This window comes from Ideonella sp. FW305-24 (assembly GCF_058788035.1).
The window spans coordinates 336,292-356,504 of record NZ_JBYTAI010000004.1; the positions used below are offsets into that span (position 1 = coordinate 336,292).

The 20,213-nt window shown below is 68.3% G+C and carries 18 protein-coding genes; 6 read left to right on the plus strand and 12 right to left on the minus strand.

Annotation, left to right across the window (positions count from 1 at the left end):
• Positions 1-131: 131 nt before the first annotated feature.
• Together rhaI and AC3WR5_RS13485 are read right to left on the minus strand one after the other, a co-directional pair.
• Positions 132-1,421: an L-rhamnose catabolism isomerase gene (gene rhaI, locus AC3WR5_RS13480; protein ID WP_492485118.1), complete on the minus strand. Its 1,290-nt coding sequence runs from the start codon at positions 1,419-1,421 to the stop codon at positions 132-134.
• A gap of 141 nt (positions 1,422-1,562) precedes the next feature.
• Positions 1,563-3,668 carry a bifunctional rhamnulose-1-phosphate aldolase/short-chain dehydrogenase gene (locus AC3WR5_RS13485; RefSeq protein ID WP_492485120.1) on the minus strand — a complete coding sequence of 702 codons (2,106 nt, stop codon included), beginning with the start codon at positions 3,666-3,668 and terminating at the stop codon, positions 1,563-1,565.
• A gap of 219 nt (positions 3,669-3,887) precedes the next feature.
• On the opposite strand from AC3WR5_RS13485, the gene AC3WR5_RS13490 reads away from it, so the two are divergent.
• Positions 3,888-4,817, plus strand: a complete 930-nt coding sequence (locus tag AC3WR5_RS13490; protein WP_492485122.1) for a LysR family transcriptional regulator — start codon at positions 3,888-3,890, stop codon at positions 4,815-4,817.
• 60 nt (positions 4,818-4,877) lie between these two features.
• Positions 4,878-5,879 (plus strand): catalase family protein, encoded by a 1,002-nt coding sequence (locus AC3WR5_RS13495; protein ID WP_492485124.1) that lies wholly within the window; start codon positions 4,878-4,880, stop codon positions 5,877-5,879.
• A gap of 13 nt (positions 5,880-5,892) precedes the next feature.
• Here the strand turns inward: AC3WR5_RS13495 and AC3WR5_RS13500 are convergent, their stop codons facing one another.
• The 4 genes from AC3WR5_RS13500 to AC3WR5_RS13515 all read right to left on the minus strand — a co-directional run bounded on the left by AC3WR5_RS13500 (position 5,893) and on the right by AC3WR5_RS13515 (position 9,981).
• Complete coding sequence (locus tag AC3WR5_RS13500; RefSeq protein WP_492485126.1) at positions 5,893-7,467, minus strand: Dyp-type peroxidase; 1,575 nt, start codon at positions 7,465-7,467, stop codon at positions 5,893-5,895.
• 38 nt (positions 7,468-7,505) lie between these two features.
• Positions 7,506-8,207: a hypothetical protein gene (locus AC3WR5_RS13505; RefSeq protein WP_492485128.1), complete on the minus strand. Its 702-nt coding sequence runs from the start codon at positions 8,205-8,207 to the stop codon at positions 7,506-7,508.
• Positions 8,197-8,895 (minus strand): hypothetical protein, encoded by a 699-nt coding sequence (locus AC3WR5_RS13510; protein WP_492485130.1) that lies wholly within the window; start codon positions 8,893-8,895, stop codon positions 8,197-8,199. The genes AC3WR5_RS13505 and AC3WR5_RS13510 overlap by 11 nt, the downstream gene beginning before the upstream one ends.
• Positions 8,896-9,120: 225 nt before the next feature.
• The gene (locus AC3WR5_RS13515; protein ID WP_492485132.1) at positions 9,121-9,981 is read right to left on the minus strand and encodes a class I SAM-dependent methyltransferase; all 861 of its coding nucleotides are present in this window, start codon (positions 9,979-9,981) and stop codon (positions 9,121-9,123) included.
• Between the two features lie 134 nt (positions 9,982-10,115).
• On the opposite strand from AC3WR5_RS13515, the gene AC3WR5_RS13520 reads away from it, so the two are divergent.
• On the plus strand, positions 10,116-11,201 hold the full coding sequence (locus AC3WR5_RS13520; protein WP_492485134.1) for an RNA methyltransferase: 1,086 nt from the start codon (positions 10,116-10,118) through the stop codon (positions 11,199-11,201).
• Here the strand turns inward: AC3WR5_RS13520 and ftrA are convergent.
• Positions 11,198-12,157, minus strand: coding sequence for a transcriptional regulator FtrA (ftrA, locus tag AC3WR5_RS13525; protein ID WP_492485136.1), 960 nt, complete (start codon positions 12,155-12,157; stop codon positions 11,198-11,200). The two genes, AC3WR5_RS13520 and ftrA, sit on opposite strands and share 4 nt — an antisense overlap.
• 97 nt (positions 12,158-12,254) lie before the next feature.
• On the opposite strand from ftrA, the gene AC3WR5_RS13530 reads away from it, so the two are divergent.
• Entirely contained in the window at positions 12,255-12,677 is a 423-nt protein-coding gene (locus AC3WR5_RS13530; RefSeq protein WP_492485137.1) for a rhodanese-like domain-containing protein, read from the plus strand.
• On the opposite strand, the gene AC3WR5_RS13535 is transcribed toward AC3WR5_RS13530, so the two are convergent.
• From AC3WR5_RS13535 to AC3WR5_RS13550, 4 genes are all read right to left on the minus strand, one after another.
• A complete protein-coding gene (locus AC3WR5_RS13535; RefSeq protein WP_492485139.1) occupies positions 12,655-13,839 on the minus strand; it encodes a lipid-transfer protein in 1,185 nt (394 codons plus the stop codon). The two genes, AC3WR5_RS13530 and AC3WR5_RS13535, sit on opposite strands and share 23 nt — an antisense overlap.
• A gap of 8 nt (positions 13,840-13,847) precedes the next feature.
• Positions 13,848-15,395: an AMP-binding protein gene (locus AC3WR5_RS13540; RefSeq protein ID WP_492485141.1), complete on the minus strand. Its 1,548-nt coding sequence runs from the start codon at positions 15,393-15,395 to the stop codon at positions 13,848-13,850.
• Between the two features lie 97 nt (positions 15,396-15,492).
• On the minus strand, positions 15,493-16,626 hold the full coding sequence (locus AC3WR5_RS13545) for a DUF5938 domain-containing protein (RefSeq protein WP_141288738.1): 1,134 nt from the start codon (positions 16,624-16,626) through the stop codon (positions 15,493-15,495).
• Between the two features lie 27 nt (positions 16,627-16,653).
• Positions 16,654-17,457, minus strand: a complete 804-nt coding sequence (locus AC3WR5_RS13550; protein WP_141288737.1) for an SDR family NAD(P)-dependent oxidoreductase — start codon at positions 17,455-17,457, stop codon at positions 16,654-16,656.
• A 163-nt stretch (positions 17,458-17,620) separates the two neighbouring features.
• Between AC3WR5_RS13550 and AC3WR5_RS13555 the strand changes: the two genes are divergently transcribed.
• A complete protein-coding gene (locus tag AC3WR5_RS13555) occupies positions 17,621-18,271 on the plus strand; it encodes a TetR/AcrR family transcriptional regulator (protein ID WP_492485144.1) in 651 nt (216 codons plus the stop codon).
• On the opposite strand, the gene AC3WR5_RS13560 is transcribed toward AC3WR5_RS13555, so the two are convergent.
• Complete coding sequence (locus AC3WR5_RS13560) at positions 18,156-19,199, minus strand: DMT family transporter (protein ID WP_492485146.1); 1,044 nt, start codon at positions 19,197-19,199, stop codon at positions 18,156-18,158. The genes AC3WR5_RS13555 and AC3WR5_RS13560 overlap by 116 nt on opposite strands.
• 93 nt (positions 19,200-19,292) lie before the next feature.
• Between AC3WR5_RS13560 and AC3WR5_RS13565 the strand changes: the two genes are divergently transcribed.
• On the plus strand, positions 19,293-20,156 hold the full coding sequence (locus AC3WR5_RS13565; RefSeq protein WP_492485486.1) for a LysR family transcriptional regulator: 864 nt from the start codon (positions 19,293-19,295) through the stop codon (positions 20,154-20,156).
• Positions 20,157-20,213: the final 57 nt, after the last annotated feature.

Genomic DNA, 20,213 nt, shown 5'->3' on the forward strand with positions numbered 1-20,213 from the left:
CCTGTCGAAGGGTTGGTTCCTGAACCGTTCGTCCTGAGCTTGTCGAAGGGGGCTTCGACAAGCTCAGCCTGAACGGGGAAGGGGCTCAGTCCCAATGAAAGGGGGCTTCGACAGGCTCAGCCCGAACGGACCTAGACGATCCCGCTGCTGCCACCCTTCACCGCTGGCCGCTCCCCGGCCACGCGCTGACGGTAAGCGCTGGCGCGGTAGGTGGCGATGGGGTCGATCGCGCCGCCGGCGTCCATGCGCACGCGCTGCAGCAGCGGCGTCACGTCGGTCTGGAAGGCCTTTTGCAGCAGACCCGTGGCGGTGAGGGCGTCATTGGCTTGCTGGGCCGCGTCCAGCGCGGCGCGCTCCACCAGCAAGGCCTGCGCATAGGTGCGCTGCACCTGCACGGCGCTGTTGATCAGGCTCTCGATGGGGTCGGTCACGTTGTGGCTCTGGTCCAGCATGTAGGCCGGGTCGAACCCAGGCACTTGCTCGTGCGCTGCGGCCACCAGTTCGTTGAAAACCAGGAACAGCCGGTAAGGCGAGACGCTGCCGGCGTCCAGGTCGTCGTCGCCGTACTTGCTGTCGTTGAAATGGAAACCGGCCAGCTTGCCGGCGGCGATCAGCCTGGCGACGATCAGCTCGATGTTCACGTTGGGCGCGTGGTGGCCCAGGTCCACCAGGCACTGCGCCTGCGGGCCCAGCGCGCTGGCCGCCAGGAAGCTGGAGCCCCAGTCCTGGATGACGGTGGCGTAGAACGCGGGCTCGCAGATCTTGTGTTCCAGGAACATGCGCCAGTCGCCCGGCAGCGCGGCGTAGATCTGGCGCGTGCTGTCCAGGTAGCGGTCGAAGGCGCGGCGGAAGTGCTGCTGGCCGGGGAAGTTGCTGCCGTCGCCAATCCACACCGTGAGCGCCTTGGAGCCCAGCTGGCGGCCGATCGCTATGCAGTCCAGGTTGTGGGCCACCGCCTGCTCGCGCACGGCAGCGTCCACATGCGTGAGGCTGCCGAACTTGTAGCTCAGCGGCTGGCCGGGTTGGTCCGAGAAGGTGTTTGAGTTCATCGCGTCGAACGCCAGCCCGCCGGCCTCGGCCGCCTGGCGCAGCTCGCTCCAGTCACTGCAGCGGTCCCAGGGAATGTGCAGCGAGACGGTGGGCGTGGCCCGGCCCAGCTGCTGGATGACGGCGCAGTCCTGCAGCTTGTCGAACACGTGCCGCGGCTCGCCCTGGCCCGGAAAGCGCGCGAAGCGCGTGCCGCCCGTGCCCACGCCCCAGCTCGGGATGGCCACGCCAAACGCGGCGACCCGCGCGCGAACCGTCTCGATGTCAATGTCCCGCCGCGCCAACTGCTCGCCCAGGTGCTCGTAGTCATGGTGCACATGCCGCGCCAGCTTGTCGTTCTGCGCCGCAATCAGCGATGGATCAATCGTCTTCATGTCTTGTGTCTCCTTCCAGGAACCGCGCGAAGCGCAGGTTCAAATCCAGCAGCCGCCGCGGAACTGGCTCTGCCAGGCCGCTGGTGGCGCCCCCTGGGGGGAGGCGCCGCCAGGCGCCTGAGGGGGACCATTTCTGGGGTCTCATCTCGTGAACGCTGCCAGATTGCCGGCGTCAACGTTCAGGATGTTGCCGGTGCTCTTGGCCGAGAGTTGCTCGGAGGCGAAGAAATAAGCGGCTTCGGCAATGTCCTCGGGGTAGACGCTGCGCTTGAGCATGGAGCGGTCGCGGTAGAAGGCTTCGAGGTCGGCCTCGCTGATCTTGTTGGCCGCGGCGCGTTCCTCGCTCCACTTGCCGGTCCAGATCTTGGAGCCGCGGATGACCGCGTCGGGGTTGACCACGTTGGAGCGGATGCCCAGTGGCGCGCCTTCCAGCGCGAAGCTGCGGCTGAGCTGGATCTCGGCGGCCTTGGCGGCGCAGTAGGCGCTGGCCTGGTTGCTGGCCACCATGCCGTTCTTGCTGGCGATGATGATCATGCAGCCGCCTGTGCCTTGCGCCTTCATCTGCCGGAAGGCTTCGCGGCCGACCAGGAAGTAGCCGGTGGCGAGGATGTCCTGGTTGCGCTTCCACAGCGCCAATGTCGTGTCCTCGATGGGCGCGGCCGAGGCGATGCCGGCATTGCTGACGAGGATGTCCACGCCGCCGAATTCCAGCGCGGTGCGGTCCAGCGCGGCGATTACGCTGGCTTCGTCGGTCACGTCGCAGCGCAGACCGCGCACGGCGTCCCGGCCAAAGCCCTTGGCCAGCGAGGCTTCCACTTCGTCCAGCGCTTCCTGGTCGATGTCGGCCAGCACCACGCAGGCGCCCTCGCTCAACATGCGCCGGGCGATTGCCTGGCCGATGCCGCCGGCGCCGCCGGTCACCAAAGCCACCTTGCCGACCAGCGGCTTGGGGCGGGGCATGCGCTGCAGCTTGGCTTCTTCGAGCAGCCAGTATTCGATGTCGAAGGCCTCCTGCTCGGGCAGGCCGACGTAGCGGTCCACCGCATTGGCCTCGCGCATCACGTTGATGGCGTTGACGTAGAACTCGCCGGCAATGCGGGCGGTGGCCTTGTCCTTGGCAATCGTCACCATGCCGATGCGCGGCAGCAGGATCACGACGGGGTTGGGGTCGCGCAGCGGCGGGCTGCTCGGGCGCTTGCAGCGTTCGTAGTAGGCGGCGTAGTCGGCACGGTAGTCGGCCAGCAGTTCGCCCAGGCGGTCGCGCAGCGCGTCGCCCTGCAGCGTGTAGACGGCTTCGGGCACGACCAGCGGGCGGATCTTGGTGCGCAGGAAGTGGTCTGGGCAGGAGGTGCCCAGCGCGGCCAGCGGCGCCAGATCCACCGAGTTGACGAACTCCAGCACCTCGGGCGAGGTGTTCAGGTGCAGCAGCTTCGGCGCGCCCTCGGCGCTGAGACCGCGCAGCACCGGCAGCAGCCGCGCCAGGGCCTGGTTGCGCTGGTCCTCCGGCAGCGAGCTGAACTGCACGCCACCGAAGGCCTGGGCCTGGCGGGCCGAGCGCTCGCGCGCCAGCCAGCCCTGGGCGCGCTGGATCAGGTCCACGGTGTTCTCGTAGCAGCTCTTGGCGGTATCACCCCAGCTGAAGAGGCCATGGCCGGCCAGCACGATGCCACGCAGGCCCGGGTGCTGGGCGTTGTACTCGGCCAGGCGCCGGCCCAGCTCGTAGCCGGGCCGCAGCCAGGGCAGCCAGCCCACGGTGCCTTCGAAGACCTGCTTGGTCAGCGCCTCGGAGTTGGCCATGGCCGCGATGGCGATGACCGCGTCCGGGTGCATGTGGTCCACATGCGCGTAAGGCAGCAGCGAGTGCAGGGGGGTGTCGATGGACGCAGCGCGGCTGTTCAGGTTGAAGGTGCAGTGCGGCAGGTAGCCCACCATCTCGTCTTCATGCTCAAGGCCGCGGTACAGGCTGCTGAGCGCGCGCAGCTTGTCCATGTAGAGGGTGGAGAAGCCGTCCAGCTTCATCGAGCCCACGTCGCCGCCAGAGCCCTTGACCCACAGCACCTCGACCGGCCGGCCGGTCAGCGGGTCCGGCTGGGTGAGCTTGGCCGAGGTGTTGCCACCGCCGTAGTTGGTGATGCGCAGGTCCGAGCCCAGCAGGTTGGAGCGGTAGAGCAGCAGGCCGGGTTCGTCCAGCGTGGCGGCGCGGGTGTCGTCCCAGCGGGGGAAGGGCTTGATCGGCGTGGGGGCCATGGCGGTGTGTGCGTGAGGGCTTGAGCGGGAATGAGCCGAAGGTTAGAAGCCAAGTCCTTCAGCATCAATTGATGAAGCCTGATGATGAAGTTCAGGCAATACTGATGCTGCAGCGCTCCGACCTTCGCCCGGGCCTGTTTCTCGGGGTTAGCCCGCGCAAAACTGCTCGATCCGGCCGTCGACATGCCGGGAAACCCCCAACCGTCTTTTCATCTGGACATGAAGACCTTCAACCTGCGCCACCTGCACCTGTTCGAGGCCATTGCCAGCGGCGGCAGCTTCTCGCGCGCGGCCGAGTCGCTGGCGATGACGCCGTCGGCGGTGTCCATGCAGATGCGCCAGCTGGAAACCGACCTGGGCCTGAAGCTGTTCGACGGCCCGCGCCGCCAGCGCCTGACCGACGCCGGCCAGGAACTGCTGCAGCACGCCCGGCTGATGCTGGCCCAGGCACGGGCGGCCGACCAGGCGCTGGCGCAGCTGCGCGCCGACCCGGCGGAGCAGGGCAGCCCGCGCGGCCTGCTGCACCTGGGCGTGGTGTCCACCGCCCACTACTTCGCGCCGCGCCTGCTGCACGCCTTCTGCCAGCGCCACCCGCAGGTGCGGCTGAAGCTCACGGTGGCCAAGCGCAGCGAGGTGCTGGCCATGCTGCAGGAGCACCGCATGGACATCGCCATCGCCGGCCATCCGCCTTCGGAAGCCGACCTGGAAGCGACCCGCTTCGCGCGTCACCCACACTGCATCGTCGCCGCGCCGAACCATCCGCTGGCCGGCCAGCGCGGCCTGAGCTGGGCCGAGCTGCGTGAGGAGAACTTCATCTTCCGCGAGCCCGGTTCCGCCACCCGGCAGTTCCTCGAACACCTGCTGCAGCAGCAGTCCATCCAGGTGCGCGCCGGCCTGGAGCTGGCCGGCAACGAGACCATCAAGCAGGCGGTGATGTGCGGCATGGGCATCAGCTTCCTGTCGGCCCACAGCTTCCAGGTCGAAGCCGAAACCGGGCGCCTGGCCGTGCTGGACGTGCGCGGCATGCCCAAGCACATCGACTGGTGTTTCCTGCAGCGCAGGGACAGCCAGCTGACGGGTGTGAACGCGGCGTTCAGGCAGTTCGTGCTGGATGAAGGGGCGGGGTATGCGGCGTGCCGCTATACCTGATCACCGCTGCGAGGTGTAGGCTTGCACCCGCCCTGCAACCCTTGCCGCGGACTGTGCACCATGAAGCTTGCCGAGGAAACCATCCCCAGCGGTGAGGCACAGGTCATCGAGGACCTGGTGGCGCGGCTGCAGGCCAAGATCACGCGGGACAACGCGGGTGGGCCGATGCGGCGGGATGCGCATCCGAAGATGCATGGGCTGGTGAGGGCGGAGTTCATCGTTGAGCCGGAGCTGCCGCCGGAGCTGCGGGTGGGCGTGTTCGCCGAGCCGCGCAGCTATCCCGCGTGGATACGCTTTTCCAACCAGGACGGCAGCCTGAACCCGGACAAGGGACGCGACATCCGCGGCATGGCCATCAAGTTGATGGGCGTGCCGGGCGCGAAGCTGCTGGACGAGGAGCGCGATGCGCCCACGCAGGACTTCATCCTGATCAGCACGCCTGTTTTCGTGACGCGCGATGCAGCCGAGTTCGATGCGCTGCTGGCCAGCCTGACCGGCAGCGGCTGGGCCAAGCTGGTCTTTTTCCTGATGCATTGGCGGGTCACCTGGAACCTGCTGCGTTCGATGGTGCGCTTTGCCAACCCGCTGCAGATCCGCTACTTCAGCACCACGCCCTACCTGTTCGGCAACACGGCGGTGAAGTATTCGGCCATTCCGCATGTGAGCGCGCCGGACCGCATCCCGGACCGGCCGGATGACGACTACCTGCGCCTGGCGATGCGCCAGCAACTCACGGTCGGCGAGGCGCGCTTCGACTTCGCGGTGCAGCTGCAGGTAGACGCGCAGGCCATGCCGATCGAAGACCCGGGCCATGAGTGGTCGCAGGCCCTGTCACCGTTTCGCAAGGTGGCCAGCATCGTGATTCCAGCGCAGGTGTTCGACACCGAGGCGCAGCGCGAGCTGGGCGAGAACCTGTCGTTCACACCCTGGCACGCCTTGCCCGCGCACCGGCCGCTGGGCGGCGTGAACCGGGCGCGCAGGGTCGTCTATGCGGCCATCTCGAAGTACCGCCACGCCTGCAACCAGCAGCCGCGGCGCGAGCCGCAGGGCTGGGACGGCTGAGCGCCCGCCGTGATCAGGTCGGGTCGATGACGCCGGCCGCGATCATACGCAGCGCCGTGAGGCTGGGCACGAAGAAATAGTCGCCGCCGCGGGTCTCGACGAAGCGCGGGATGCGGGGCAGGAAGTGCGGGGCGTCGTGGCCGGCGGGGTCGGTCTGCAGCACGGCCTTGCTGGGCTGGGTCGGGTCTTCGCTGTGGTTGCCCAGCAGGATGTCCTTGTCGTTGCCGGCCTTGAAGTCGTTGCCGTAGTTCATCCATTGCTGCTGGACGAATTCGAACTGGCGGTTGATGTCGGCATTCACCAGCATGATGACGATGCCGTGGTTGCCGTCGTCGCGGCTGCGGTCCTTCACCTGGCCATAGGGCAGGCCGCGCCGCAGCATGCGGCGGCGGTTGGACAGTGCGCCGGGGGTGTCGAAGGCGTCCACGCTCTGCTTCAACGAGCCTGGCAGGTCGCCCGGCTCGTGGATCATCTGCAGCGAGCCACGCGGGTTGCAGCGGCGGATGTGGGCGCTGAACGGGCACTTGGCGCCGCTCATGTCCTGGTTGTAGTCGAAGTCGCTCAGCAGGTCGTCGACCTTGGCCATGTCGCCGTCTTTCAGGGCTGCGGAGAACTCGGCGTCAAAGCGCTGCTTGGACGCGGCGTCTGGCGCGCGGGCCAGTGGTGCGCCGTTGTCGCGCCAGCGGCCGGCGAACTTGGCGGCCAGCAGCTCCTTGCCGCCGGGATAGGCGCGGCCCTGCTGCTCCAGGTAGGCCTCGAAGGTGCCCACGTTCTGGTGCAGCTTGCGGTAGATCAGGTAGCTGCCATTGCGCGCCAGCAGCCCCGGCTTCGGGCCGGGCGGGTATTCGTGCGCCTCGTCCGGATGGCCGAGCAGGAACTCGCCGGTGGCCAGCGGTGCCCAGGTGCCGCCGGGCATCGGTTTGCCGCGGCCCCTGGTGCTTTGCGCGGACGGCGGCATGCCCTCGAACACCGGGTCGCTGATGCCGTCGGTGTAGCCGAAGTGTTCCTTGGCGACCACTTGCCCGTTCTCCACCAGCGCGTGGGCGTCCTGGTAGTCCAGCAACTCGCCATCGTCGCCCACGTTGCCGCCGAGGATTTGCGCGCCATCGCCGTAGGTTTCGACGATGGACTGCAGCTTCGCGTAGCCCTTTGCCAGTGCCTCGGGGCTGACGGCGTTCAGCGAGACGAAGACGTGCACGTCCTGCGTGTCACGATGCTTGCGCCAGATCGGGTCCCAGTGCTGCGGCGCGCTGCTGCCGGTGTCGCCGAGGATGTCGCGGCGCTCGCGCATGCCGGCGGCGAACTCGGGCGAGAAGCTCATCAGCGAGGCGGTGGGCAGGCCGAGCTGGGCCAGCCCGGGGTAGGTGAAGGCGAGGTTCAGGGTCCAGTCCGGGCGCGGCATCTGGCCCGGGCCGGTGCCCCAGTCCAGCGAGCCGGTGACGTAGCGGGTCAGGTCGCCCACCAGCGCCCGGCCGGCGGCCGGGTGGTGAACGGCCAGGAACACGTAGCGGGCGAGCGGGTAGCCGAAGCGGCCATAGGCCCGCACCAGGTTGCCCTGGATGTCCAACAGGTCCAATTGCTTGGTCATGGCTTGCTCCGGTGGGGATCAGCGGCGATCAAAGGCATTCAAAGGCGGTAGCGGCCGGGCGACCAGGTCGGCCCGGCGATGTTGGGCGGGTCCACGCGCTGCATGAATTCGGCCATGCGCCGGCGCAGGGTCGCTGCGTCCTGGCCCTGGCTGTCGACCGCGAAGCGGGTGAACTCCTGCTTCAGGTAGAGCGCCTTGAGCTGCTCGGCCAGCGGGTCGTCGTTGCTGCCGTTGAAGAACAGCGCAGCCGGCAGCTGGCACTTGCGGATGTAGGCAGCAAAGCCTGCACCGTCGGTGACCTGCTCGAAGCCGTGGCACCAACCCCAGACTTCGCGGATGCGGCTTTCGATGGCGCCCCACATGCCGCGCAGGTAGGCATCCACGTCGCCGTCCACCCCGCCATGCAGCTCCGACGAAAAGACCAGGTAGCGGCTCTTCAGGTGATCCTCGGCCGGCAGCACGCTTTTGCGCAAGGCGTTGGGCAGCACCGGCAGCAGGTCCGACAGCGTGTCCAGCACACCGGCACCGGGCAGCGACTGGTGGTAGACGTCGTCCAGCACGAAGAAGCGGCACAGGTAGGTGTTGGGCACGCCTGTCATCGGGCTGTTGGGCTCGGTGTTCCAGCCTTGCAGGCGGTCCCGCACGACGTCGGCGTAGGCAATGCCGTCCGAGGTCCAGCCTTCGCGGATGGGGGACAGGGCCGTCAGGGCGTAAGCCCGGCCGCTCACGTTAGCTGGCATGGCTTGCCTCCTGGCCAGCGGTGGGTGCCGGCGGTTTGCCTTCCTCTGGCAGGCTGGCATGCCAGCGTTCGCGGCGCTCCACCTGGTAGGCCGACATGCTGACGATGGGCGTGGGCGCCATGTCGCCCAGGTCATGCTGCAGTGAGCGCAGCAAGGCCTTGTAGCGGGTCATGAAAGCCTCGTCGCTGACGTCCGAACCTTGCTGGAAAGCCAGCAAGGCGTTACGCACCGCATGCGCGCTCTTCACGTCGTTGGAGGTCGCCAGCGGGTAGGCGTTGTAGTAGTGGATCGTCTCGATCTGGTTGAAGCGGATGTACTGGTGGAACGGCGTCAACGCGATGGAGCGCGGGTAGCGCAGGTTCCACTTCCAGAACATGTCCAGGCCAGCGGGAATAGCGAAGGAGAACGAGTCGACGTACTGGTCCCAGCTGCCATTGAAGTTGCTGAAGAACAGCATGTAGGCGTACTTCAGTTCCTCCCTGGGCTGCTGCGGCGACAGGTGCGGGAACTGCTTGGGTCCGATGATCACCCAGCGCGCATAGTGGATCAGCGACAGCGTGATCAGGCCCTTGAGGGTGGACGGGATCTTCAGCGCGACCCAGAAAATCAGCTTGTTCAGCCACGCCGTGTACCAGCGTATCGGCGTGAGCACGTTCATCGCGTAGGCCTTGCCTGCCACGTTCGACATGGGTCCTCCCTCGGGTTGCGGGAAAGAATGCCCCCTGAACCGCGGGACGGCGCTTGAGTTTCCTCAAGAGCGCGGCGATGGTACGGCCAAGGCCTTGCCGCCGATACCCCTGATTTCGCGTGGTTCGTGCCGCAAAGATGCGACGCAGCGGCCATCCGTCCTCAAGGCAGAGGGCGCGGCGCGTCGATCTCGTCAATGGGCCAGCCGATGCGCGCCCCGGCGACTTCAGCGCGGTTTGACGAACTTCAGCGTCATGCGGTCGGACTCGCCAATGGCCAGGAACTCGGCCTTGCCCACCTCGCCGCCTTGCAGCGTGGGCGGCAGCGACCAGACGCCGTTCGGGTGCTCGTGCATGTCCTTGGGGTTGGCATTGACTTCGCTGCTGCCGGCCGGTTCGAAGCCGGCGGCACGGGCGCGGGCCACGACGAAGTCCACCGGCACGTAGCCGGTGGCTATCACCTTGGCCAGCGGCGTGCCTGGCGTGGCGCGGTGTTCCTCCACGCCTAGCACGCCACCCGGCTTCAGCACCGTGTAGAAGGCGCGCAGCGTGTCGTCCAGGTTGCCGGCTTCTATCCAGTTGTGGATGTTGCGGAAGGTGAGCACCAGGTCGGCGCCGCCGGGCGGGGCGATGTCGGTGAAGCCCGCGGCCGTGGGCATGCTGCCGACCTTGGCATGGCCGTAGACCGCCGGCTCGGCGGCCAGCTTGGCCTCGAAGCGGGCGCGACCCTTGCGCGCGCCCTCGCTGCCGCCGGTGGCGCTGTTGTGCGCCGCGTAATAGTGGCCATGGTCGCGCAGGTAGGGCGCCAGGATCTCGGTGTACCAGCCGCCGCCCGGCGCGATCTCGATCACCGTCTGCCCCGGCTTCAGGCCGAAGAAGCGCAGCGTCTCGAACGGGTGGCGGTAGACGTCGCGCGCGCGGTTGGCGGCGCTGCGCTGCGGTCCGTCGATCACGGCCTTCAGCAGCGCGCCATCGGCGTCGGCCGGCGTGGCGGTGGCAGCTCGTGCGGCCAAGGGCAGCGCGGTCAGCAGCGGGCTCAGCAGCAGCACGCTGGCGGCACGGCGGTCGGGGCGAAAGCTCAGGGTCATGTCGGGGCGCCTTGGGTCGGGTGATCGGAGCGGAGGGCGGCGTGAGTGTCCGACAAGTGCCGCATGCCAGCCATGGCAGGGGCTTTTGGCGGCGCTTGCCTACACTTGCGGCTGTTCCTGCCTGCTCCGTTGCCATGTCCGCCCCTGCCGCCGCGCCGCCTCAGTCCCTGCCCAACACCATCGCCGCGCTGCGCCAGCAGTTCGCCGCCTTGGGCGCACAGCCGGCGCACGCCCAGCGCCTGCTGCGCCACTGGGCTCAGGCCCAGCCGCTGGACGCCGGCAAGCGCCGCGTGGAGGACTTCCTGCCCAAGCCGCTGCGCGAGGCGCTGCCGGCGCTGCAGCGGCAGCTGGACGGCCTTGTCAGCCTGCGCTCCAGCCACCCGGGCGAAGACGGCTCGGCGCGGCTGTTGGTGGACCTGGCGGACGGCCAGGCGGTGGAGAGTGTGCTGCTGCCGCGCGACGGGCTTTGCGTGTCCACGCAAGTGGGCTGTGCGGTGGGCTGCGTGTTCTGCATGACAGGCAAGGAAGGGCTGATCCGTCAGGTCGGCAGTGCCGAGATCGTCGCCCAGGTGGCGCTGGCGCGGCGCCAGCGGGTGGTCAAGAAGGTGGTGTTCATGGGCATGGGCGAGCCGGCGCACAACCTGGACAACGTGCTCGAAGCCATCGAGCTGCTGGGCACCGGCGGCGCCATCGGCCACAAGAACCTGGTGTTCTCGACCGTGGGTGATGCGCGCGTCTTCGAGCGCCTGCCGCAGGGCACGGTGAAGCCCGCGCTGGCGCTGTCGCTGCACAGCACGCGGGCCGACCTGCGCGCCGAGCTGCTGCCACGCGCACCGCGCATCGCGCCGGCTGACCTGGTGGACGCGGGCGAGCGCTACGCGCGGGCCACCGGCTACCCCATCCAGTACCAGTGGACGCTGCTGGACGGCGTCAACGACAGCGAGGAGGAGATGGATGGCATCGTGCGGCTGCTGCAGGGCAAGTACGCGCTGATGAACCTGATCCCCTACAACACCGTGCCCGAGCTGCCGTACCGCCGGCCGGCCTGGGACAAGGCCGCGGCGATGGCGCGCCAGCTGCACCAGCGCGGCGTGCTGACCAAGCTGCGCCACTCGGCCGGGCAGGACGTGGACGGTGGCTGCGGCCAGCTGCGCGCCCGCGCGGCCGATGGCAGCCAGGCCCAGCCGGTGCGTGTGATGCGCCGCAGCGCGGCACCTTAGGGTGGCTTGGCGAACTGCCGCCGGTAAGCGGCCGGGCTGACCTGCGCCAGCCGGCGGAAGTGCCGGCGCATGGATTCTTCGGCGCCAAAGCCGGCCAGTTCGGCGACTTCGGCCAGCGCGCGTTCCGGGTGCGTCTCCAGCAGCTCCTTGGCCAGGCCCACGCGCTCGCGGATCAGCCAGTCCACCGGCCCCAGCCCGCTGGCCGCCTGGAACTGGCGCTGCAGGCTGCGCGGGCTCATCGACGCCTCGGCCGCCATGCTGGCCAGCGTGTGCGGCAGGCGCGGGTTGGCGCGCAGCCAGTCCATCAGCCTGGCCACGCGGCTGCCTTCGTCGCTGGGCAGCGGCCGGGGCACGAACTGGGCCTGGCCGCCATCGCGGTGCGGCGGCAGCACCAGGCGCTGCGCCACCTGGTTGGCCACGCGCACGCCGTGGTCGCGCCGCACCAGGTGCAGCAGCATGTCCAGCCCTGCGGCAGAGCCGGCCGAGGTGAGGATCCGGCCCTGGTCCACGTACAGCGCATTGGCGTCCACCTTCAGCGCCGGGTAGCGCGCGGCGAGCTTCTCGGCGTAGCGCCAGTGGGTGCTGACGGTCAGCCCGTCCAGCAGGCCGGCTGCGGCCAGCACGAACACACCCGAGCAGATGCTGCACAGCCGCGCGCCGCGTGCATGGGCGCGGCGCAGTGCACGCAGCAGCGGCTCGGGTGGTGCTTGGTCCGCACCGCGCCAGCCGGGGATGACGATGGTGTCGGCGCGGGCCAGCGTGCGCAGCCCATGCGGCGCCAGCACCTGGATGCCGCCGGCCGCGCGCAGCGGGCCAGGCTCGGCCGCACAGACCTTGAAGTCGTACCAGGGCACGCCCAGCTCCGGACGCCGCAGTGCAAACAGCTCCACCGTGCAGCCGAACTCGAAGGTGCACAGCTGGTCGTAGGCGAGGGCGGCGACGAGGTGGTCCTGCATTGGCGCATTGTTGCCGGAGACTGTCGCAGGCGCCACTGGGCCGGAAGCCATCTGCTGCGCACACTGAGACTGTCTTCAACCAACCCGGAACCTGGCAATGACCAACCCTGTGACCGCCATCCCCGCGGCCGCTTCAGACGAAGCGTTGCGCCACTTCGAAGCCGCCTTGCGCTTCGAGACAGACTGCTGGGACGTGCACGGCGCACTGTCTCGGCCCGAGCCCGGCTTCGTGCTGCTGGACGTGCGCAACGCCGAGCTGTATGCCGCCGGCCATGTGCCTGGCGCGCTGCATTGGCCGCACGGCAAGCTGACCGAAGGCAAGCTGGCGGGCTATCCGGCGGGCACCTTGTTCGTCACCTATTGCGCCGGCCCGCATTGCAACGGCGCACATCGCGGCGCGGCCCGGCTGGCGAAGCTGGGCCGGCCGGTGAAGATGATGATCGGCGGCATCACCGGCTGGCTGGACGAGGGCTTCGAGCTGGCGCGGGGGGCGGGCATCACGCCGACTGATAGAGCGTGACGACGCAGGCCCCGCCCAGGCCTAGATTGTGTTGAAGCGCGGTGCGTGCCAGCGGTACCTGGCGCTGCTCGGCCGTGCCCCGCAGTTGGTGGGTCAGCTCGTAGCACTGCGCCAGCCCTGTCGCACCGAGCGGATGTCCCTTCGACAGCAGTCCACCCGACGGGTTGGTCACGACCTTGCCGCCATGAGTGTTGTCGCCTGCGTCGATGAACGCAGCGGCCTCGCCTTCGCGGCACAGGCCGAGCGCTTCGTAGGTGATCAGCTCGTTCTGCGCGAAACAGTCATGCAGCTCGACCACGTCAAGGTCTTCGGCACCGATGCCGGCCTGTTCGTAGACCTGCTTCGCTGCAGCCTGGCTCATGCCGTACCCGACCAGCTTCATCATGTCGTGGCTCTCGAACGAGTCGGGCCGGTCGGTGGTCATGGCCTGCGCCGCGATGAACACGTCGGTGCGCAGGCCATTGCGCTTGGCGAAGGCTTCCGACACCAGCACCGCCGCCGCTGCGCCGCAGGTCGGCGGGCAGGCCATCAGGCGTGTCAGCACGCCGGGCCAGAGCATCGGTGCGTTCATCACATCGTCCACCGAAAGTTCCTTGCGCAGCAGCGCGAGCGGGTTGCGCGCCGCATGGCGGCTGGCTTTCGCGCGCACCTTCGCGAAAGCTTCGAGCGGCGTGCCGTGCTTGCGCATGTGCGCTTGGCCGGCACCGCCGAAGTAGCGCAGTGCGAGCGGCAGATCGGGCATGCCGACGAGTTCTGCGGCCTCGCGGTCGAAATCCTCGAATGGGCTTGGCCGGTCGTTGAACACGGTGCCGATGGCGCCGGGGTTCATCTGCTCGAAGCCAAGCGCCAGCACGCATTCGGCCGCACCCGACTCGATGGCCTGCCGCGCAAGGAACAGCGCGGTCGACCCGGTCGAGCAGTTGTTGTTGACGTTGAAGATTGGAATGCCGGTCATGCCCAGCGAGTAGACCGCCTTCTGGCCCGCGGTGGAGTCGCCGTACACGTAGCCAACGTAGGCCTGCTGCAAGGCGCCGAACTCGACACCGGCGTCGGCCAGCGCAAGTCGGCCCGCTTTTGCTGCCATCTGGGGATACGGCTCGTTCGCGCCGGGCTTGACGAACGGGATCATGCCGATCCCTGCGATGAATGCCTTGTTCGACATGGCGTCCTTCAATGTGGCTCCGGCATGCGTTGCAGCATCTCGGCGCGAATGTCTTTCTTCATCACCTTGCCGACCTTCGAGCGCGGCAGGTCGGGCCAGATCTCGACCAGCTTCGGCGCCTTCACGCTGCCGATGCGGGCCTTCACGAACGCGACGATCTCTTCGGGCTGCACGCTGCGGCCTGCATGCAGCTGCAGCACCGCAACGACCTTCTCGCCCCACTTGTCGTCGGGCAGGCCGATCACCGCGCTGTCCTGCACATCGGGGTGTTGCATTAGCGCCTGCTCGACCTCGACCGAGTAGACGTTGAAGCCGCCGGTGATGATCATGTCCTTGGCGCGGTCGACGATGTACAAGAAGCCGTCAGCGTCGAGCCGGCCGATGTCGCCGGTGTGGTGCCAGCCGAAGCGGCCGACCTCTTCGGTGGCCTTCGCGTCCCGGTAGTAGCCCAGCATCACGAGCGAGCTGCGGATCACGATCTCGCCGGTCTCGCCCGTCTTCAGCAGCTCGCCCTCGCTGTTCATGGTCGCAACCTGCACCAGCGGGCCGGGGCGTCCGGCCGACGACAGGCGCGCCTGCGCGACCGAGCCGTCGGCGTTGAAGTGGTCCTTCGGCGCCATCATCGAGATCATCATTGGCGCCTCGGTCTGGCCGAAGAGCTGTGCCATCACCGGGCCGATCTTCGCCAGCGCTTCTTCGAGCCGCGCGGCCGAGATCGGCGCAGCGCCGTACCAAAAGCACTGCAGCGAATCGAGTTGGGTCACCGCCAGCTTCTCGTGCTGCAGCAGCATGTAGATCAGCGTTGGCGGCAGGAAGGTGTGCGTGACGCGGTGCTTCTCCACCAGCGCGAGGAAGTCGGTGAGATCGGGCTTCGGCATGATCACGACGCGGCCGCCCAGCGCCATCACCGGGAAGGTGAGCACGCCGGCCGCATGCGTCAGCGGCGCAAGCGCGAGGTAAGTCGGGCGGCCGTCGAACGGGTAGCCCATCAGCGTCAGCGCGCTCATGGTCTCGAGGTTGCGCCCTGAGAGCATCACGCCCTTGGGCTGGCCCGTCGTGCCGCCGGTGCCGGCGATCATCGCGACATCGTCGACCACCGGCACATCGAGCGCCTCGTCGCTCATGCCTTCCAGCCACTGCGCCAGCGAGACCGCGAACGGCCACGGCTGATCGAGGCAGACGAACAGCTTCACCTTCGGCAGCTTCGCGCGCATCTGCTCGACCATGGGTGCGTAGGCGCTGGCGAAGATCAGGCAGCTGCAGTCGAACGCGTCGAGCACGAAGCTGTTCTCGGCGGCCTCGTTGCGCGGGTTGACGGGGCACCACACCGCAGCGGCGCGCGAGATGCCGAACACGCAGGCGAACGCGGTCGCGTCGTTGCTGGCCAGCACGGCAACCTTGTCGCCTGCGTGAATGCCCGAGCGCTGCAGCGCGCGCGCGACGCGGTGGCTGAAGCGCTGCACGTCGCCGTACGAGAGGTCGGTGGTGCCCATCGTCAGGCACGGCGCGCCCTCGCCGAGCGATGCGCCCTTGTCCAGGTAGTCGATCAGTCTCAATGGAGCCCCTTGTCCGGTGAGTACACCGGCCGATCCCCCGAGGGGATGCGGGCCGGCGTGGGGCGGCCCGGCAATCGGCCAGCCGCGACCTGATGCATCACTTGTGCACGGTCAGTATGGGCGCCTGCACCAGCCCGAAGCTGCGCAGCGCGCCGAGCAACTCGCGGTGCCCGAACGCCTGGCAGCCCGACGCAAAACCAACCCGCTTCGGCGCCTGCTGCAGCAGCGAGGCCGCGGCGAAGGCCTGCAGCAGCCCCGTCTGCTTGTAGTTGCAGTTGCCGTAGATCACGCAGTGCGCGCGTGCCAGCGGCCCCTGTGCGTGCACCGAGTCGACCGACTTGTTGATGCGTGGGTTCTCGCGCGGCGGCATCGTGTTCATCACGCTCGCGGCGGTTTTCGAAAGGGCGACGTAGCGGTCCTCGTCGTTCATGCCTTCGGTCGCCTTCAACGCCGCCGCGACGATCTGCGGCACCCCCAGCATCAAGGGCTTGTTGAAGACGCCGCCGAGCACCTTGACGTTGGAGACGCGGGGATCCTTGCGGAACCAGACCGGGTGCGAGGTGCCACCCCACGGCAATGCGAGCGCCGCTTCGTGCTGGCCGGGGATCGTGACGTTGTAGAGGCCCGCATCCGGCTGCCACTCGACGAGCTTGTTCTGCTCCAGGAAGAAGGCCTTCGAGGTGGCCGCGTTGACGAGGATGGTCTGCGTCGACGCGATCGTCGGGCTGCCGCCCCAGAAGACCGCAATGTCCAAAGTGTCGAGGCCGGGCGTTTCGAGGCACAGTTGTGCGGCGATCTCGCCGGTCGTGTACATCTGGGCGAGGCCGGGCGAAAGCAGCAGGCCGGCGGCGGCGAACCTGGCGCCGTATTCGTCGTCCAGCGTGATCAGCCAGTCCTGTTCGCCGGTTGTGTCGGTGTAGTGGCACTTCGCGGCCAGGCAGGCCTGCACGACCTCGTGGCCGTACTTCGAGAACGGGCCGACGGTGTTCAGCACGACGGAGGCGCCGCGGAACAGCTCGGTTAGCGCCTCGGCGGTGTGGATCACCTCGACGACTTCGTAGTCGGCCGTCTCGATGCCCGCGACGTTCGACTTCATTGCTGCCTGGATCTTCTCGCCGCTGCGCCCCGCTGCGATGAACGGCACGCCGTACTCGCGAAGGTACTCGCACACCAGCCGGCCGGTGTAGCCGGAAGCGCCGTACACGACCACGGGTTTCTTGTTCTTGCTCATGGTTTTCTCGTCCTTTGTTTGTGAGGCTTACATGCCCATGCCGCCGTCGACCGGCAGCCCTGCGCCGGTGATGAAGCGCGCCGCATCCGAGCACAGGAACACGACCGCATCGGCCATGTCGGCAACCTCACCGAGGCGGCCCGAGGGCGTCTGTTCGATGATCGCGCCCACCGCAGCCTCGGGCGAAGAGAACAGGCCTGCCGCGACCACATCGGCGGCGAGCTTCATGCCCATCTCGGTGGGCACCAGCCCCGGATAGATGCAGTTCACGCGGACGCCGTAGCCCAGCTTGCCGGCCTCCATCGCGGCCACGCGCGTCAGGCGGTCGACGGCCGACTTGGTCGCCGAGTAGCCGGCGATGGCCGGGAACGCGATCGTCGCGGCGACCGACGAGAGGTTGACGACCGCGCCGCCCTTGCCAGCCGAGCCGTTCGGCCGCATCGCGCGGAACGCGTGTTTCAAGCCGAGAGCGGTGCCGACGATGTTGACGTCCAGCATCTTGCGCAGTTGATCCGGATCGATCTCCGAGACCAGCGCCGTGACCTCGATGCCTGCGTTGTTGATCAGGATGTCGAAGCCGCCAAGCGTGTCGATGGTGGTCTTCACGGCGGCTTCCCAGTCGGCCTCCTGCGTCACGTCGAGCTTCACGAAGCCGACCTTCGCACCGTCCGCGGTCAGTTTGCCGGCGGTATCGCGGCCGAGCGAGGTGAGCACGTCACCGATCATCACCGAAGCACCGGCGGCGGCCAGTGCCTGTGCCATGCCTTCACCGAGGCCGCGCGCGCCTCCGGTGACCAGGGCCTTGCGGCCGGTCAAGTCGAACTTCGTCATTGCCTTGTCTCCTGCTGTTTTTGGACGCTCGTCAAAGAGCGCGATTCGATGCTAGGAGTGGCCTTGACGAGTGTCAAGATTTATCCTTGACAGTTGTCAAGATCGCGGGTTTGCACCGAGAGGTGCTGGCCTTTCGGCGCGCTTCCTTCCTACAATTCATGGCATGGAGAAACTCGCAGCCCCCCGCGCGAAACCGCGCGACGAAAAGTTCACCGAACGCCGTGCGCAGCTCGGCGAGGCGGCGCTGCAGACGTTGGCCGAACTCGGCTACGCGCGCACGAGCCTGCGCGAGATTGCGCAGAACTCCGAGTTCTCGCACGGCGTGCTGCACTACTATTTCACCGACAAGGTCGACCTGATCCTTTGCAGCGTTCGCCAATACAAGGCGCGTTGCGTGACCCGCTACGACGCGGTCACCACCACCTCGACCACCTTCGAGCAGTTGCTCGATGGCTTTGTCGCTGCGCTCGGCCAGACCGTGCGCGACGAGGCGCCGATGCACCGGCTTTGGTATGACCTGCGTTCGCAGTCGCTGTTTGAAGAGGCCTTTCGCGCCGATGTGGCGGCGATTGAAGCGAGCCTGGAGAAGATGATCTGGCGCGTCCTCACGCGCATGTCGAGCCTTGCCGGCGCGCCGTTGCGCGCTCCCAGCAACGTGGCCTACGCGATGTTCGACGGGATTTTCCAGCAGTGCCTGATCAAGCACCTGTCTGGCGACCGCAAGGCGATTGCCGCGATGCAGTCGAACGCGAGATTGCTTGTTTCTCAACTGCTGGGGTTGCCGGTTTCGGTCGAGCGCAAAAGGCGCGCATGACGCCGGGCCGCGCAGCGGTCAACGCGGCCGCCATCAGCGCCACGCCCGCCAGCTGCACCGCGCTGAGCGCGTGCCCGTACACGGCCCAGTCCATCACGATGGCCGCAGCCGGGTACACGAACTGCAGCAGTGCGATGCGGCTGGTGGCCAGGCGCGCCATGCCGGCGTAGAGCAGCACGTAGGCCAGCCCGGTGTGGATCACGCCCAGGCCAGCCAGCCAGGCCCAGCTGCGGCCAAACGCCGGCCAGCCGTGCAGGACGGGCCAGGCCAGCAGCGCCAGCGTGCCCAGCGCGCATTGCCACCATGCCAGCGCAAACGAGCTGATGCCGCGCACCTGCTTGGCGATCAGCGTCACACCGGCGTAGCAGAGCGACGCGCCCAGGCACATGGCCAGGCCGCTCAAGTAGCCCGGCTGCTGCAGGTGGCCGGTGGCGCCAGCGTCCAGCAGCCCGGTGGCCAGCGCCAGCCCGGCCAGTGCCGCCAGCGCGGCAGCAGCCTGGCGCCATGACACCGGCTCGCGCAGCCACCATGCGCCCAGCGCCAGCACCCACAGCGGCTGCACGTGGAACACCACGGTGGCCACGCCGATGGAGGTGCGCGTGATGGACGCGAAGAACAGCGCCCAGTTGCCCAGCATCAGCGCACTGGCGGCCAGCGCGACTGCGAGCGCCGTGCCTCGCAGCCGCAGTTCCGCCAGCCGACTGCTGGCCGCGCCCCAGGCCAGCAGCGCCAGCATGCCGAACGCACAGCGAAACCACACGGTGGTCAACGGGTCCTGGCCGGCCTCTTCGACAAAGCCGCCAATGCTGCCCAGCAGCAGCCCGCCGGCCACCATCAGCAGCACGCCTTGGCGCTCGCGCTGCAAGGCCTGGGGAAGGGCCGGGTTCGGCAAAGGTGAAACAGCGGTGCCGGGGTTCGATGAGCGCATGGTGAGAGCCATTGTTCGGCCCTGCCAGCCAGCCAACAAGCGCATTGTTTTGGCTGCTAGCATTCGAAAACCGAATACATGAGCTTGCCCCGCATGCCTGCCGCCGACCTTCAACTCGACTGGATGCGCGCCTTTGTCGCGGTGGTGGACGCCGGCTCCCTGACCGCCGCGGCGCCACTGGTGCACCGCTCGCAGTCGGCGCTGAGCATGCAGCTGAAGAAGCTGGAAGACGCCGTGGGCCGGCCGGTGCTCAACCGTGGGCCGCGCCACATCGAACTCACGCCCACCGGCCTCGAACTGCTGGGCCATGCGCGGCGGCTGCTGGAAGTGCATGCGCAGGCCCAGGCGGCGCTGCACGGCCCGGCGCTGAGCGGCCGCGTCAGCCTGGGCGTGCCTGACGACTATGCCGCCACCTACCTTACGCCGGTGCTGCGCAGCTTTGCCACGCGGCATGCCGGCGTGGAGATCACGCTGGTCTGCGAGCAGTCCACCTCGCTGCTGCCGAAGATTTCGCGCGGCGAGATCGACCTGGCGCTGGTCTCGCGCGACCGGGCCAACCGCGGCACGCCGCTGTTCCGCGAGCCGCTGGTGTGGGTGGGCGCGCCGCAGCACGAAGCCTGGCGGCGCGACCCGCTGCCGGTGGCCACCTACGAGGTCGGCAGCCTCGTGCGCAAGCATGCGCTGGCCGCGCTGGACGCCCAGCGCCGCGCCTACCGCGTGGCCTACAACAGCGCCAGCCTGGCCGGGCAGCTGGCCGCCGTGGAAAGCGGGCTCGCGGTGGCCGTGCTGACGCGTTGCTGCCTGCCGCCCGGCTTGCAGTTGCTGCAGGACAAGCACGGCCTGCCGGCGCTGCCTTCAGTGGAAGTGGCGGTGGTGCGCAGCCGCGCGTCGGCGGGTTCGGGCGCGGTGGATGCGCTGCATGCCGAGGTGCTGCGCACGCTGAGGCGGGCGGGCTGAACAGCTGGCGCGCCAGCTGCCCGTAACATACGCGCGGTCTCATCGCCCCACATCGCC

Coding starts and splice junctions, on each gene's coding strand:
- AC3WR5_RS13545 (WP_141288738.1), bottom strand. CDS start 16,626: ATGAGCAAGAACAAGAAACCCGTGGTCGTGTACGGCGCTTCCGGCTAC.
- AC3WR5_RS13510 (WP_492485130.1), bottom strand. CDS start 8,895: ATGTCGAACGTGGCAGGCAAGGCCTACGCGATGAACGTGCTCACGCCG.
- AC3WR5_RS13505 (WP_492485128.1), bottom strand. CDS start 8,207: ATGCCAGCTAACGTGAGCGGCCGGGCTTACGCCCTGACGGCCCTGTCC.
- AC3WR5_RS13535 (WP_492485139.1), bottom strand. CDS start 13,839: ATGTCGAACAAGGCATTCATCGCAGGGATCGGCATGATCCCGTTCGTC.
- AC3WR5_RS13490 (WP_492485122.1), top strand. CDS start 3,888: ATGAAGACCTTCAACCTGCGCCACCTGCACCTGTTCGAGGCCATTGCC.
- AC3WR5_RS13500 (WP_492485126.1), bottom strand. CDS start 7,467: ATGACCAAGCAATTGGACCTGTTGGACATCCAGGGCAACCTGGTGCGG.
- rhaI (WP_492485118.1), bottom strand. CDS start 1,421: ATGAAGACGATTGATCCATCGCTGATTGCGGCGCAGAACGACAAGCTG.
- AC3WR5_RS13550 (WP_141288737.1), bottom strand. CDS start 17,457: ATGACGAAGTTCGACTTGACCGGCCGCAAGGCCCTGGTCACCGGAGGC.
- AC3WR5_RS13485 (WP_492485120.1), bottom strand. CDS start 3,668: ATGGCCCCCACGCCGATCAAGCCCTTCCCCCGCTGGGACGACACCCGC.
- AC3WR5_RS13495 (WP_492485124.1), top strand. CDS start 4,878: ATGAAGCTTGCCGAGGAAACCATCCCCAGCGGTGAGGCACAGGTCATC.
- AC3WR5_RS13515 (WP_492485132.1), bottom strand. CDS start 9,981: ATGACCCTGAGCTTTCGCCCCGACCGCCGTGCCGCCAGCGTGCTGCTG.
- AC3WR5_RS13520 (WP_492485134.1), top strand. CDS start 10,116: ATGTCCGCCCCTGCCGCCGCGCCGCCTCAGTCCCTGCCCAACACCATC.
- AC3WR5_RS13530 (WP_492485137.1), top strand. CDS start 12,255: ATGACCAACCCTGTGACCGCCATCCCCGCGGCCGCTTCAGACGAAGCG.
- ftrA (WP_492485136.1), bottom strand. CDS start 12,157: ATGCAGGACCACCTCGTCGCCGCCCTCGCCTACGACCAGCTGTGCACC.
- AC3WR5_RS13560 (WP_492485146.1), bottom strand. CDS start 19,199: ATGCGCTCATCGAACCCCGGCACCGCTGTTTCACCTTTGCCGAACCCG.
- AC3WR5_RS13555 (WP_492485144.1), top strand. CDS start 17,621: ATGGAGAAACTCGCAGCCCCCCGCGCGAAACCGCGCGACGAAAAGTTC.
- AC3WR5_RS13565 (WP_492485486.1), top strand. CDS start 19,293: ATGCCTGCCGCCGACCTTCAACTCGACTGGATGCGCGCCTTTGTCGCG.